The 13,565-nt window shown below is 56.4% G+C and carries 13 protein-coding genes, 1 tRNA gene and 1 pseudogene; 9 read left to right on the top strand and 6 right to left on the bottom strand.

Annotated elements, in window-relative coordinates; translation table 11 throughout:
- Positions 1-30: 30 nt before the first annotated feature.
- On the bottom strand, positions 31-2,319 hold the full coding sequence (locus IWX85_RS10365; protein WP_036804275.1) for an arginine/lysine/ornithine decarboxylase: 2,289 nt from the start codon (positions 2,317-2,319) through the stop codon (positions 31-33).
- 308 nt (positions 2,320-2,627) lie between these two features.
- On the opposite strand from IWX85_RS10365, the gene IWX85_RS10360 reads away from it, so the two are divergent.
- From IWX85_RS10360 to IWX85_RS10345, 4 genes are all read left to right on the top strand, one after another.
- A complete protein-coding gene (locus IWX85_RS10360) occupies positions 2,628-3,056 on the top strand; it encodes an NfeD family protein (RefSeq protein ID WP_196869672.1) in 429 nt (142 codons plus the stop codon).
- Between the two features lie 70 nt (positions 3,057-3,126).
- Positions 3,127-4,038, top strand: a complete 912-nt coding sequence (locus tag IWX85_RS10355; RefSeq protein WP_036804278.1) for an SPFH domain-containing protein — start codon at positions 3,127-3,129, stop codon at positions 4,036-4,038.
- A 38-nt stretch (positions 4,039-4,076) separates the two neighbouring features.
- A complete protein-coding gene (locus IWX85_RS10350; protein ID WP_036804280.1) occupies positions 4,077-4,451 on the top strand; it encodes a DUF2237 family protein in 375 nt (124 codons plus the stop codon).
- 64 nt (positions 4,452-4,515) lie between these two features.
- Positions 4,516-4,605, top strand: a tRNA-Ser gene (locus IWX85_RS10345).
- A 311-nt stretch (positions 4,606-4,916) separates the two neighbouring features.
- On the opposite strand, the gene IWX85_RS10340 is transcribed toward IWX85_RS10345, so the two are convergent.
- Both IWX85_RS10340 and IWX85_RS10335 read right to left on the bottom strand, forming a co-directional pair.
- On the bottom strand, positions 4,917-5,693 hold the full coding sequence (locus IWX85_RS10340; RefSeq protein ID WP_196869671.1) for a lysozyme inhibitor LprI family protein: 777 nt from the start codon (positions 5,691-5,693) through the stop codon (positions 4,917-4,919).
- Positions 5,675-6,526, bottom strand: a pseudogene (locus tag IWX85_RS10335) (transposase). Before IWX85_RS10335 ends, IWX85_RS10340 begins: the two are co-directional and overlap by 19 nt.
- Before the next feature lie 266 nt (positions 6,527-6,792).
- On the opposite strand from IWX85_RS10335, the gene IWX85_RS10330 reads away from it, so the two are divergent.
- The 4 genes from IWX85_RS10330 (at position 6,793) to IWX85_RS10315 (ending at position 10,603) form a co-directional block, all read left to right on the top strand.
- A complete protein-coding gene (locus IWX85_RS10330) occupies positions 6,793-7,011 on the top strand; it encodes a hypothetical protein (RefSeq protein ID WP_196869670.1) in 219 nt (72 codons plus the stop codon).
- 149 nt (positions 7,012-7,160) lie between these two features.
- Entirely contained in the window at positions 7,161-8,642 is a 1,482-nt protein-coding gene (locus IWX85_RS10325) for a hypothetical protein (protein WP_196869669.1), read from the top strand.
- 57 nt (positions 8,643-8,699) lie between these two features.
- The gene (locus IWX85_RS10320; RefSeq protein WP_196869668.1) at positions 8,700-10,241 is read left to right on the top strand and encodes a UbiA family prenyltransferase; all 1,542 of its coding nucleotides are present in this window, start codon (positions 8,700-8,702) and stop codon (positions 10,239-10,241) included.
- A gap of 68 nt (positions 10,242-10,309) precedes the next feature.
- Positions 10,310-10,603 carry a hypothetical protein gene (locus IWX85_RS10315; RefSeq protein ID WP_231379674.1) on the top strand — a complete coding sequence of 98 codons (294 nt, stop codon included), beginning with the start codon at positions 10,310-10,312 and terminating at the stop codon, positions 10,601-10,603.
- 196 nt (positions 10,604-10,799) lie between these two features.
- On the opposite strand, the gene IWX85_RS10310 is transcribed toward IWX85_RS10315, so the two are convergent.
- Complete coding sequence (locus tag IWX85_RS10310; RefSeq protein ID WP_196869667.1) at positions 10,800-10,940, bottom strand: hypothetical protein; 141 nt, start codon at positions 10,938-10,940, stop codon at positions 10,800-10,802.
- A gap of 11 nt (positions 10,941-10,951) precedes the next feature.
- Here IWX85_RS10310 and IWX85_RS10305 point away from each other — a divergent pair, with 11 nt between their 5' ends.
- Complete coding sequence (locus IWX85_RS10305; protein ID WP_196869666.1) at positions 10,952-11,824, top strand: response regulator; 873 nt, start codon at positions 10,952-10,954, stop codon at positions 11,822-11,824.
- 92 nt (positions 11,825-11,916) lie between these two features.
- Here the strand turns inward: IWX85_RS10305 and IWX85_RS10300 are convergent, their stop codons facing one another.
- A complete protein-coding gene (locus IWX85_RS10300; RefSeq protein WP_036804310.1) occupies positions 11,917-13,047 on the bottom strand; it encodes a branched-chain amino acid ABC transporter substrate-binding protein in 1,131 nt (376 codons plus the stop codon).
- A gap of 189 nt (positions 13,048-13,236) precedes the next feature.
- The gene (locus IWX85_RS10295) at positions 13,237-13,542 is read right to left on the bottom strand and encodes a hypothetical protein (protein WP_370584258.1); all 306 of its coding nucleotides are present in this window, start codon (positions 13,540-13,542) and stop codon (positions 13,237-13,239) included.
- Positions 13,543-13,565: the final 23 nt, after the last annotated feature.

The raw sequence follows: 13,565 nt of genomic DNA, 5'->3' as shown, positions 1-13,565 counted from the left end.
AGACCCGCGCCACTGGCGGGCCGCTCCGAACTACAGCTTGACGCAGTCGGCGTAGTAGCGGACCTTGCCCTTGGCATCGGTCTGCTCGACCAGGCCATGAATATCGGTCTCAAAACCGGGGCACTGCGCATTGAACTCACGGGAGAACTTCAGGTAGTCAACGATTTTCTTGTTGAACACCTCGCCCGGGATCAGCAGCGGAATGCCTGGCGGGTAAGGCGTGACCAGGCCGACGGTGATGCGGCCCTCCAGGTGGTCGATTTCCACCCGATCGGTCGTGCGGTGGGCAATGTGCGCATAGGCATCGCTTGGCTTCATGGCCGGCGTCAGGTCACTCAGGTACACGTCGGTCGTCAGGCGGGCAATGTCGTACTTGGCATACAGGGTGTGAATATGCTGGCACAGGTCAGCCAGCCCCATGCGCTCGTACTTCGGAAACTTCTGGCAGAACTCGGGCAGGATGCGCCACATGGGCTGGTTTTTGTCGTAGTCGTCCTTGAACTGCTGCAGCGCAGTCAGCAGCGTGTTCCAGCGGCCCTTGGTGATGCCGATGGTGAACAGGATGAAGAAACTGTACAGCCCCGTCTTTTCCACGATCACGCCGTGTTCGGCCAGGAACTTGGTCACGATGCTGGCCGGAATACCGGTCTTGGAGAACTTGCCGTTCAGGTCCAGCCCCGGCGTCACAATGGTCGATTTGATCGGGTCCAGCATGTTGAAGCCGGTGGCCATCTGGCCGAAACCGTGCCAGTTGTTGGCGCCGTTTTTGGCCGTCTTGGCGCTGCGCGACTCGCCCTTGATGATCCAGTCCTTGGCCTCCCCAATACCTTCTTCGACCAGCTTGTCCGGGCCCCAGACCTTGAACCACCAGTCGGTTTCATATTCATCGGCGATCTTGCGCATGGCGCGGCGGAAATCAAGGGCCTCGGCAATGCTTTCCTCGACCAGCGCGGTGCCGCCGGGCGGCTCCATCATGGCGGCGGCCACATCGCAGCTGGCGATGATGCTGTATTGCGGCGACGTCGAGGTGTGCATCAGGTAGGCTTCGTTAAAAAGGTGCCTGTCCAGCTTGACGTTTTGTGAATCCTGGACCAGCACATGGCTGGCCTGGCTGATGCCGGCCAGCAGCTTGTGGATCGACTGCGTGGCGTACACCACGGCGTTTTTAGGCCGGATGCGGTTCTTGCCCATCGAATGGTAGGTGCCGTAAAACGGGTGGAATGCAGCGTGTGGCAGCCAGGCTTCGTCAAAGTGCAGGTTGTCAATGTAGCCGTCCAGCATGCCCTTGATGGTCTCTGTGTTGTACAGCACGCCGTCATAGGTGGACTGGGTCAGCGTCAGCACGCGTGGCGCGACCGTTTCGGCATCGACACCCTTGAGCAACGGATTTGCGGCAATCTTGGCGCGAATGGCTCCGGGCTCGAATTCACTCTGCGGAATCGGACCGATGATGCCGAAATGATTGCGCGTCGGCTTCAGGAAAACGGGTATGGACCCCGTCATGATGATGGCGTGCAGGATCGACTTGTGGCAGTTGCGGTCGACCACGACCACGTCGCCCGGCGCCACGGTATGGTGCCAGACCATCTTGTTGGATGTCGAGGTGCCGTTGGTCACGAAAAAGCAGTGGTCGGCATTGAAGATGCGTGCTGCGTTGCGTTCGCTGGCGCCAATGGCGCCGTTGTGGTCCAGCAACTGGCCGAGTTCTTCCACCGCATTGCAAACGTCAGAGCGCAGCATGTTCTCGCCGTAGAACTGGTGGTACATCTGGCCGACCGGGCTTTTCAGAAACGCCACGCCGCCGGAATGGCCCGGGCAATGCCACGAGTACGATCCGTCTTCGGCATAGTCCAGCAGGGCCTTGAAAAACGGCGGCTGCACACCTTCGAGGTAGCTCTTGGCTTCGCGAATGATGTGTCGCGCCACGAATTCGGGCGTGTCCTCGAACATGTGGATGAAGCCGTGCAGCTCGCGCAAGATGTCGTTGGGAATGTGGCGCGACGTCTTGGTCTCGCCATAGACATAAATCGGCACGTCCAGATTTTTGCGTCGCACCTCGGCGATGAACTTTCGCAGGTCAAGAACGGCAGGGTCCAGGTCCGGGCCGGGTGTGAATTCCTCGTCGTCAATTGACAAGATGAACGCGCTGGCACGGCTTTGCTGCTGCGCAAACTGCGACAGGTCGCCGTAACCAGTTACGCCCAACACTTCGAAGCCCTCGGTTTCAATCGCCTGGGCAAGCGCACGAATGCCCAGCCCAGAGGTGTTTTCAGAACGGAAGTCTTCGTCAATGATGACAATCGGAAAGCGAAATTTCATGGCGTATGCAGGAGTTAAGGGCGCCCATAACCTGTCGGAGGGCTTGACAATGAACGTTTAGAAGGCATAGACAGGTTGAGCCTGAACGGTTTGACGAAGAAAAGCGCGCCGCCTGGCAGGCAAGGCGTGCCGCGCAATTCCTTGCGCAGGCTAGGCCGCAATTTTCGCTTATCTCTGCAATCATCCTTTTTCCAAGGCGCAAAGACTTTTTTCAGACTGCAAAGTGTAAGGACGTATTGTGTCTTTCCGGTTGCCCCAGGCTGATCTGGCCCAAAATAAGGAAGATCAATTAACCAAGAGGAAAAATCATGGGCGAAGCAGGCATCTGGTGGCTGCTGGCAGGCGCGGCCATCGCCGTAGAACTGGTGACCGGCACGTTTTATCTGTTGATGCTGGCCGCTGGACTGGTGACTGGTGCGCTGGCGGCGAGCCTGGGCATGGCCTTGGCGGGCCAGATGCTGATGGCGGCTGCCATCGGCGGCGGCGCCGTAGCGGCCTGGCGCTGGGGCCGCCGCCAAGGCCATGCACCCCTTGAGGCCAGCTCCAATCCAAACGTCCATCTTGACATCGGAGACACGGTTCACGTGGTGCTGTGGAATACAGACGGCACGGCCGGCGTGCATTTTCGCGGTGCCCGGTGGACCGCCATTGCCGCTGACCCCGGCGAGCCATCAGTTCCGGGAAACTTCCGCATCAAGGAAATGCGTGGCAACCGCCTGGTGATCGAACCGCTCTAAAAGCACATGGGTCGGATCCAGGGCCACCCACGCAAGGCCCCTAACCTGAATTTATAGCAAGGAATATTCCATGGAAATTGCAATCGTCATCCTCATCCTGGCAGGCATTTTTATCGTGCAGAGCATCAAGGTGGTGCCGCAGCAAAACGCCTGGGTGGTGGAACGTTTGGGCAAATACCTCGGAACCCTGGCGCCGGGCCTGAACTTTTTGATTCCTTTCATCGACCGCGTGGCCTACAAGCACAGCCTGAAGGAAATCCCGCTGGACGTGCCCAGCCAAGTGTGTATCACCCGCGACAACACGCAGTTGCAAGTGGACGGGATCTTGTATTTCCAGGTGACCGATGCGATGCGGGCCAGCTACGGCTCATCCAACTACATCGTTGCCGTCACGCAATTGGCCCAGACCTCACTGCGCTCGGTCATTGGCAAGCTGGAGCTGGACAAGACTTTTGAGGAGCGCAACATCATCAATGCGCAGGTCGTTGCCGCGATTGACGAGGCGGCGCTCAACTGGGGCGTCAAGGTGCTGCGCTACGAGATCAAGGACCTGACACCGCCAAAGGAAATTCTGCATGCAATGCAGTCGCAAATCACGGCGGAACGCGAAAAACGCGCGCTGATCGCCGCATCCGAAGGCCGCAAGCAGGAGCAGATCAACATCGCCACCGGCGAGCGTGAAGCCTTCATTGCCCGCTCTGAAGGGGAAAAGCAGGCCGCCATCAACAATGCGCAAGGCGAGGCCTCGGCCATCCTGGCAGTGGCAGAGGCCAACGCCCGGGCCATCGAAATCGTCGCCATGGCGATCCGCCAACCCGGCGGCGAACTGGCGGTGCAACTCAAGGTGGCTGAAAAGGCAGTGGCGGCATATTCGCAGGTCGCCAGCGATGCCACAACGACGCTGATCGTTCCCAGCAACATGACGGAAGTCTCTGCGCTCATCACCTCGGCCATGAAAATGGTGCAATCCATCAAGGCCTGAGCACTGGCTGGCCTGGGTTTTTTAAAAGGCAAAACAACATGAATGCAAAAAACGTTATCGGCACCGAACTGGCGCCCTGCTCGTATGACCCGCTGACCGGTTACTTTCGAGACGGATGCTGCAATACCGATGCCAGCGACCACGGCTCCCACCTGATCTGTGTCCGGGTGACGGCGGAATTTCTGCACTTCTCGAAGGCTGTTGGCAACGACTTGGTCACGCCCTTGCCCGAACACCGTTTCAATGGCTTGGGCCCGGGCGACCGCTGGTGCCTGTGCGCCCTTCGCTGGCGGGAGGCGATGGAGGCCGGGGTTGCGCCGCCCGTGATCCTGGAAGCCACGCATGCGAATGCGCTCCAGTTCGTCACCATGGCGCAACTCGAAAAGCACCGCTACCAGGGAACGGTGCATTAACCGGCAATTTCCTGCCCAGGCTGGCGGAGCTGCTCCGGGCGACTGCTATAATTGAGGGCTTCGCGGAAGGGTGGATGAGCGGTTTAAGTCACACGCCTGGAAAGCGTGCGTAGGGTTATACCTACCGCGGGTTCGAATCCCGCCTCTTCCGCCAGAACATGACCCCAAGTAATTGAATTACTTGGGGTTTTTTCTTGTCCGCCCTTTTTTGACTGCTCACGCGTCAAGCAACATCGCAAAGTTTCGAAGCAATAAATGCAGCATTTTTTACTACCGATCAATAGCTGCCAGCGCATACGCAGCTTGCGCAATAGGTGTTTTTTTAGGTTGGAAAATTCGTTGACTGGTTAGAACAAATGCGCTCTAGCGAAAAACCGTCGTCGCCGGCTCGCCCCGGGCTTCTGTATCGCTCATCAACTGATCACGCCTGATTTCATGCCAGCGCAGCAGGCAATCACGGTCCCGTCAGATTAATTCACGCCTGAGCCACTCCCGGTTCTGCTGGTGCCGAAAGGCGGCCCGGTCAGACGTCGCTTTTCTTGCGCGTTTATAGACCCGCCCCAGCTCGCGGTCGAGCTGGGAAAGCTCTGCATCGGAACAGATCATCTTTTCGGGCATGGAACGTGCTCGTTTGCAATCAAAACTGGGCTGGTTGCGGCTTGTCAGGCCGGGTGATTGAGGAATGGGCGAAGCAATCTTTGCAAGTTCGACTTTGCGTGTCGTTGAATGCGGCGCAGAGGAAGAGGCCAAACGGAGTGGGGCCGCCGACTTGTCGGATTCGCTGGCGCTGCCAGCAGCTCCCGAAGCACGCGGCTCGGAAAAAGATATGGTTTGCACCTGCACCAGGGTCTGCCGTATCGATGCCAGCGCTTCGACCGCGAACCGGAACTTTTCGTGAGCCTCACCAAATTTGGCCAGATAGGCATTCAAGCTGTCGGAGTACAACAGTTGCGCGCGCGCCAGCAACGCTGCCCGGACGCCGGCAGCAATGCCAGAAAGGCTTTCCGAGGCGGGCGCCGCATAGTGCCAACCCAACTGGTATTTGGCATCTGCAGACTCGACCGAACCCGTTCCCTTGAGTTTTTCCGCCAGCCGGCACGCCATCAGCAAGGCGGTTTCGGCGTCACGCCGCCGGCCCACGGAAGCCGACTCCTTGCCAATGACGATGAACAAACCGATCCCGGTGGCAGTCAAACCCGTAATGTCTGACTGAAAAGCTGACATTACGCAGCCGCCCGCCATTGCTGAAGCTCAGCATAGGCGGTGTGCGAAGCGTTGATGAGGAGTTTGAGCCTCAGGGCGAAGGGATTGATCTTGTTTTTGATGCTCAGACATTCGAGCTTGAACACGGCACAAATCGCCATGAACACAGGGTTGCTTTGGGTTCTCACCGTTTGAGTTGGTGACTTTGCCAGGTTGGCATTGGACTTCAGGGATTTGTGAAACACCTCCACTTGCCACCGTTTTTTGTAGCTCGAGGGGAATAGCGTTGTAGTCGCAGGTCAAGTCGCTGCAAGCCAGATGCAGTATCCCGGTGCTGCCGTCCTTGTTTTTAAAGACCTGGCGGACCAAACAGACGGCTTTCGCATATCCCTTTAGCCAGCCTTGCACGGCGGTTTGCTCTGGGAAATCCAGCGCATCTACCCGGACAAAACGTTTGTTCTTCCTATCCTCTTCGCTCAGCGCCACCAGCCGGTTGTCCTTGAGCGCGGTAATAAACTGGCGCCCCCCGTGCGGTGATGAAGTCAAGGTTTTCTTGCGAAGCAAACCAGCTGTCCATCAGGCAAAAGCGAAACTTCAACCCGTTTCGCAGGCACGTCTCGATCATCTCGCGCAACAGCGCATTTTTGGTGACATCACTTTTTCGCTTGAGCTTTTTGCTGGTCCATCGTTCTCACCATCGCCTTGACTTGCAGCCACAAGTCCCGGGACGTGTACTCCTGTTTTGACAAAAACCGCGTGATCCGGTCATGGCTTACCGCGCCATCCACCATCTTCGACAGCCCAGTCGCCGTCGCCGCACCAAACGTGCTCAACAAATAGTCCGTGTACAACTCCAGTTCAGAATTTTTCATTTCTGCACCCCTCAAATCTGGAGACTGTCAAATTCATTTGCGCTGCTTAAGGTCAGTGAATATGAAATCAATAGCTTTTCAGAGCCGCCCTATAAATCCGAAGAGGCATTATTTTTGAAAGTTCTGATCTAAAGCGGCGCTACAAGCTCTACCCGCCGCCTCTTCCACCCGTAGCATTTGCCCCGACATGCTTTTTACACCCGGCACAAGCACCAACCTTCCGGGTCGCCTTTGGCAAAAAACCGGCAAACGATTCACAACAAAACTTGACCAAACGAGTGGCACAGCATCCTTTTGTAAAAAAACAGGCACTGTGCGCAAGCGCAATCGGCAACAGTTCATTTCAGCAGGATTTCGAAAATTACATTTCAAAAGCACATACTGAGCAATTTTTCATCATTCGAAAATCAGGCCGATCAATTGATGGTATTAAACGAGGCCTTCAGCAGATCAAAGCCGAAGAGTCAGCGCATTTCGAATGTTAAAAAATTACTTTTTGTCGCATTTTCTTCGGGATTGATGTGTTCAGAAGACCATGGCAGCATGAAGGATGCGTCATTCAGCTTCACGTTTATTATTTTTGCTTACGGTCCTCTGGGGTGCTTCGGTTTTCTGGATCGCGCCACGCCCTCCCATGGTGGATTTTCCCCAACATGCGGGTCAAGTGGCCTTGCTACGCGATTTGGTTGCAGGCTCCTCTCCATGGGCAAGCCTGTTCCAGATCAATTTGTTCACGCCCTACCTGGTCGGGTATGGCTTAGCGCTTCCCTTCAGCTTTTTCATGCCTGTCGGGGCGGCCATCAAAATTGTTTTTTCAGCGGCTTATGTGGCCTTTGTATTTGCGCTTGTGGCCTTGCGCAAGCATTTCAAGGCCGATCCACGGCTTGACTGGTTCTTTCTTCTTTCCTTTTTCGGTATTTCCTACTACTGGGGCTTCTTCACATTTTTGACGGCCGCGCCGATTGCCGTCGCGTTCATTCTTGTCGCGGACCGCTACGCACTGGAACCGTCCTTCAAGCGCGGCATGGCCACGACGCTCCTGGGAATTGTCCTGCTGGCGTCGCATGGGCTTATGTTCGTCTTCGGCTTCGCGGTGGCCGGCATTCTCTACACCGTGCGCTGCTGCGCGGTGCGGCCGTGGGCGGGGCGCTGGCTGCGCCATCTGTGGCCATTCGTGATTGCAGGACTGGCCTGTCTCGTCTATTTTTTGGTGAGCACCCGTTTGCAGGCGCAATATGGAGGCATCGGCCATGCCGGACCGGTGGTCTGGAACTGGAACTGGAAACGCTTGGTCAAGATCTTCATCGATTCGCTGGGTGGGAAAACTGACCTCCCCTTGCTGGTAACGGCCTGCGTCCTGCCTTTGATCCCCTGGATGCTGGGCCTGCGCATAGACAAGAGGCGTCCCGCCACTTGGGTAATGTTCACATTTACTTTTTTGATTGCGCTGACGCTGCCGGTGTTTGCGATGGCGACAGGGCTGCTTTACATACGCTTTGCCCTGTTTACGCTGCCGGCTTACGCACTGATGTTCACTTTGTCGAGGTCTGCCGCTCCCCGGCAGGCACGCCACGGAACCGCTTTAGCTCAGGCCGCGTCCATTGCCGAGCGCATTGCCATGCCGCTCATGATCGCAGTGACCTGGCTGATGCTGGGCCAGCATTCATTGCATGCTTGGCGCTTTGCCGGGGAAGCGAGGGACTTTGAAGCAGTGCTGGCGCCCATGCAGCACGCACAACGGGCGCTGTCGCTGCCCTTCGCGCAGCGAAGCGAGGCGGCGAACAACGACTATGCCTACCTTCATTTCGGAACCTGGTACCAGTCGGAAAAGCAAGGTCTGGTCGATTTTAATTTCGCATGGCTTCCGCCGCAGATAGCCCGCTTCAAGCCCGACCGCCTTCCCGCCGTGACTTACGGCTTTGAACACTCGCCCCATGATTTCAACTGGCACAAACATCATGGAGAGAACTATCGGTATTTTCTGGTGCGCCACAGCGAGCCGCTGTCTCCTGATCTTTTCATGGGTGCTGATTGCGCCCCTGCGCCGGTGATGGCCAGTGGTGCCTGGACGCTGCTGGAGCGGCGGGAGTGCAATGCCGTCTCAGCAATGAAGTAACGGATCCGTGCAGACCATCCCCAAGGAAATCGTGCCCAAAATCAGAACAGGAGTTTCATGAATGTAGTGCAGACACCTCACGCGACCGGACTTTACGCCAGGTCTTGTGAACCGGACGCTGAAGGTCGCAGCAAGGACGACGGCCTGGCCACAACCAGAAGGTCGGTACCGCTGGTCGTGGACCTTGATGGGACGCTAACACCAACCGACACCCTGGTCGAATTGCTGATCAAGGCCGTCAAGCATGATCCCGCCATCTTGCTGAAGATACCGCTGTGGCTGATCAAGGGCCGGGCGCCCTTCAAGCAGTTCATTGCCCAGCAGGCCGGCATCCATTTCGATGCAGCCACCCTGCCCTACAACCAGGTATTCCTGGACTACCTGCGGGAAGAAAAGGCACAAGGGCGGTTGCTTATCCTGGCTACTGCGGCGGACAGCCGTATTGCCAACAGTGTCGCAGCGCATCTTGGATTGTTTGATACGGTACTGGCCAGCGACGGCACCCACAACCTCAAGGGGGACAACAAGCGGCTGATGATTGAGCGAACTGTGGGACGGCCCTTTGCGTATGCCGGCGACCATGCGGCAGACCTGCCGATCTGGAAGTCAGCGGCAGCGGCCGTCCTGGTCGGGGTTTCACCGCAGGTAGAGCGGACCGTGCGAGAGCATTGCGTGGTGGAGCAAACATTTACCGGCCCCAGCGCCAGCATGAAGAGCTGGTTGCGGGCTTTGCGCATGCACCAGTGGATCAAGAACATTCTTTTGTTTGTCCCGGTGCTGACGGCATTCTCGTTGCCTGACCTTCAGAAACTGGTCACGGTGGGGGTGGCTTTTCTGGCATTTTCGTTGGTGGCGTCAGCCACCTACATCGTCAACGACCTGCTGGATCTCGACAGCGACCGCGCCCATCCACGCAAGCGATCGCGTCCCTTTGCAAGCGCAGAGATCGGACTTGTGGACGGCGCGGTGATCAGCTTGGTGATGCTGGCCGGCGGCCTGGTCATTGCCGGCCTGGTGTCGGGAGCGCTCCTGTCAACACTGCTGTGCTATCTGGTGCTCACCAGTGCATATACCTGGCTGCTCAAGCGTTATGTGCTGATCGATGTCCTGATGTTGTCGGTGCTGTACACCCTGCGCATTCTGGCTGGCGCCGTCGCGGCCAACGTGAGCATCAGTTCCTGGCTGGCCGCGTTTTCGCTTTTTATCTTCTTCAGCCTGGCATTGGTCAAGCGCTGCTCGGAACTGGTCTCTTTAAGCCGTGCTGGCGGGGGGATGACCAAAGGCCGTGACTACCATGTCAGCGACCTTCCCGTGTTGTGGCCGTTGGGCATCGGCGCGGCACTGTCGGCCATTGTGGTGTTCGGCCTTTTCATCAATGCCCATGAAACCCAGGTGCGCTATGAAAGTCCACATCTGCTATGGGGCGCTGCCGTGGTCATGATCTACTGGATTTCCCGCCTCTGGATAAAGACAGGTCGCGCAGAAATGCATGACGACCCGATCATTTATTCACTCACCAACTTCAACAGCCTGATCTGCATCACGGTCATCGTGGGCCTGACCATGATCGCGCAGTTCGTTCCTGTTGGTTTCCCGTGAGAGTTTTCCTTTTGGCGGTCATCAGCATCATTTTTTCGGTCGCTGCCCAATTCGCCCTGAAGGCGGGCATGACTGAAATCAAGGCCGCGGCCCCATCAAGCGGGCCGCACGGCATACAGATGCTGCTGCCCTTCGTGACCAACAAGTACCTGATCACCGGCTTCATGCTGTACGGACTGGGTGCGATAGTCTGGCTGGGCGTGCTCTCAAAGTGGGATGTCAGCAAGGCTTATCCCCTTGTCGGCCTGGGATTCCTGTTGTCCGCTCTGGTGGGCTTTGCACTGGGAGAATCCGTCACGCTGATACGTGGGCTTGGGGTGCTGATGATCATTGCCGGCGTGTTGATGGTCGGCATGTCGTGAAGAGAAAAAACATTTCGTGTCGAACAGCCAGTTGCTTTGCAGCATTAAATAGGCCTCTGACGCACGTACAGCGTGCGCAGGTTGCTATAAATTTAATAACAACATGAATCCGAGGTGCTGAATGGAGTGCGGCCGTTTTCATTTCTGCCGTGCAGCCAGCAGCCGGTCGGCATAGCCATGCCAGCATGTGCCCATGTCAAGGACGGCAATCACGCCATCCCCGGGCCTGATCGGCCATCCACTGGTGCTTGGCTGCAACGGCGGTCGCCATCAACGGCTCGATCCCGGCCTCGCGCACCGTGTTGGCCGACATCAGGCCGATGTGTTTGATGTTCATGCACTTGTCCTGTGAAAAGGAAGAACCATGCCCTCGACATCACGCTGCCAGACAAAACCTTGTGGATTGAAGCCGATCCGGTACGAATGGCACACGTTTTATCAAACCTGCTGAACAATGCCGCCAAGTACACCGACGCTGGCGGAACCATCTGCCTGGACATCAGGCTTGAAGACACACGGCGGGTGTTTGGTGTGGCCGACAACGGCATTGGAATGAGCATTGCCACGCTGCAAAAGGTGTTTCGGATGTTTGCGCAGGAGCAGGCAGCCCTTGACCGGTCGGAAGGAGGATTGGGAATTGAACTGGCACTTTCAAAAGGGCTGGTCGAATTGCGTGACTGCGAAATTACAGCCAGCAGTGCCGGAGCCGGTCTGGGTAGCAGGTTCGAAATCTGTGTTCCTTTTCACCAGGAAACTTCTGGACAGCATGTAAAAGATAAAAATGCTGAGTCGCGGATCCTCACGACCACCACCATCACCGTCTTGATTGCCGATGACAACCGTGATTCCGCTGAAACGTTGGCAGAACTTCTCAGGCTGGAGGGCCACACGGTGGTCACGGTACCTGATGGACTTCAGGCTGTTGCACTGGCAATTGAGCTTAAACCCGCCGTCATGGTGCTTGACATCAGAATGCCGGGCCTCAATGGTTACGAAGTTGCGCAGCGCATACGTTTGCAGCCCGAAGGAGACTTTCCCCTGCTGGTCGCTGCAACGGGCTGGGGTCAGGATGAGGACCGCCTTAAAGCGCATCAAGCCGGCTTCGACCTGCACCTGACCAAGCCTTTTGACCCCCAGAAATTGATTGATGTGATTGCAACACGGGCAATGTTGCTGGAAAGTTCGAGACGCAAACCGTATCGCCGCCATGATTTCAACTAAAAAACGCCCTGCACAAGAAATTTGTGCAGGGCGTTTCGGGGATGCTTATTGCCACATCCTGGCCAACTGGCCTTCAGAGGCCAGGACAAATATCAGTTCAGAGCAGATTTCTTGCCGTCTTTGTAGACATAAAGCGTGATGGCGGGATTCTTCAACTCACCATTTGGCTCAAATCCAATGGTGGTCGTGACACCCTTGAAATTCGACTTGATCAGCTCGGGCGTGTACACCTTGGGATCGGTTGAGTTGGCACGCTTCATGGCATCGACCAGAAGGTAGGTTGCGTCATAGGTATACGGGCTGTAGACCTGGAACTGGTTGGGGTACTTGGCGTCATAACGCTTTTTCCAGGCTTCGCCGCCTGGCATTTTGGCCAGGGACGCACCGCCTTCAGCGCAAACTACATTTCCAATGGTTTTTGCGCCGGCAGCCAGCTTGGCCAGTTCGGCGGTGCAAATACCGTCACCGCCAAAAAACTTGACGTTGCTCATGCCCAATTGCTCCATCTGGCGCAACATCGGACCGCCCTGGGGGTCCATGCCGCCGAAGAAGATGGCATCCGGATTTTTGGATTTCACCGCCGTCAGGATGGCCATGAAGTCGGTGGCCTTGTCGGTGGTGAACTGCTCGTCGACCACGGTCATGCCCTTGGCCGATGCTGTCTTCTTGAACACTTCGGCAACGCCTTGGCCGTAGGCCGTGCGGTCATCGATGATCGCGACTTTTTTCAGTTTCAGCGCGTCGGCTGCATAAAAGGCCAGACCCGCACCCAATGCGTTGTCGTTCGCAATAATGCGAAAGGTTGTCTTGTAACCCGGCTTGGTCAGATTGGGGTTGGTTGCTGCACCTGTCACCATCGGGATACCGCAGTCGTTGTAGACCTTGGAAGCAGGAATCGTCGTGCCCGAATTCAGGTGTCCGACCACGCCGGCAACTTTGGAGTCGCACAGTTTTTGTGCGGCTGCCGTGCCCTGTTTTGGATCAGCTGCATCGTCTTCAGCCACCAGCTCGAACTTGATTTTTTTACCGCCAATGACAATGTTCTGGGTGTTCAACTCTTCAACAGCCATGCGTGCGCCGTTTTCATTGTCTTTTCCATAATGCGCCTGTGAACCGGACATCGGTGCCACATGACCAATTTTCACGACAGCATCCTGAGCCGAAGCCAGGCCCGCTACCATGGCAACAGCTGCCAGCGCTGTCATTTTCAATTTCATTTGCATAAAAAACTCCGGTTAGAAAATTACCTGTGAAGGTTGAGAACATTTTTTAAACTCAACGGGGCAGAACATAACGCAATTTTTAGGCCTGCACCATAGCAACGTCCCTAGGTTGTGTTTGATTAGAGGGTTTGTCCTTACATGGCGAAAATTTTTTGTAAGAACTTTATACAGCCAGCGCTCATGGAGAGTTTATTTCTGTCTTTTTGGCTGCCCCGGAAATGCAGGCACCTCACGCTCAAATCCTTGGCTTACCGACTCACGCACGACCCGTTCAATTTCATCGAGCAACTGCGGCAGCAGGGACTGAAGATGCGCGCGGATCAGTTGCTCGGTGGCTTCGTGCAAACGCTTGTCAAGCACACTGTCAATATGCCGCAGAACCCGCTGAGCCATCAACGCCTGCAGGTCTGTTGCTGCAGCCATTTCGGCCACCGCGCCTTCGTCCACTGTCTCTCGGGAAGACGTCGGATGAACGATGTCGGTCAGCGTGGGCACATGCGCCGGAGGTCCTGGAAAAC

It is taken from the genome of Polaromonas sp. CG_9.11, assembly GCF_015752225.1.
GTDB lineage: Bacteria > Pseudomonadota > Gammaproteobacteria > Burkholderiales > Burkholderiaceae_C > Polaromonas.
The sequence above is the reverse complement of the archived record's forward strand: the minus strand, read 5'-3'. Positions and strand labels throughout refer to the sequence as shown.

Excerpts from the sequence above, each read along its gene's own strand:
- IWX85_RS10315 (WP_231379674.1), top strand. The coding sequence starts at position 10,310 with ATGACTGAAATCAAGGCCGCGGCCCCATCAAGCGGGCCGCACGGCATA.
- IWX85_RS10360 (WP_196869672.1), top strand. The coding sequence starts at position 2,628 with ATGGGCGAAGCAGGCATCTGGTGGCTGCTGGCAGGCGCGGCCATCGCC.
- IWX85_RS10340 (WP_196869671.1), bottom strand. The coding sequence starts at position 5,693 with ATGGCGGGCGGCTGCGTAATGTCAGCTTTTCAGTCAGACATTACGGGT.
- IWX85_RS10325 (WP_196869669.1), top strand. The coding sequence starts at position 7,161 with ATGGTGGATTTTCCCCAACATGCGGGTCAAGTGGCCTTGCTACGCGAT.
- IWX85_RS10350 (WP_036804280.1), top strand. The coding sequence starts at position 4,077 with ATGAATGCAAAAAACGTTATCGGCACCGAACTGGCGCCCTGCTCGTAT.
- IWX85_RS10300 (WP_036804310.1), bottom strand. The coding sequence starts at position 13,047 with ATGCAAATGAAATTGAAAATGACAGCGCTGGCAGCTGTTGCCATGGTA.
- IWX85_RS10320 (WP_196869668.1), top strand. The coding sequence starts at position 8,700 with ATGAATGTAGTGCAGACACCTCACGCGACCGGACTTTACGCCAGGTCT.
- IWX85_RS10355 (WP_036804278.1), top strand. The coding sequence starts at position 3,127 with ATGGAAATTGCAATCGTCATCCTCATCCTGGCAGGCATTTTTATCGTG.
- IWX85_RS10365 (WP_036804275.1), bottom strand. The coding sequence starts at position 2,319 with ATGAAATTTCGCTTTCCGATTGTCATCATTGACGAAGACTTCCGTTCT.
- IWX85_RS10310 (WP_196869667.1), bottom strand. The coding sequence starts at position 10,940 with ATGAACATCAAACACATCGGCCTGATGTCGGCCAACACGGTGCGCGAG.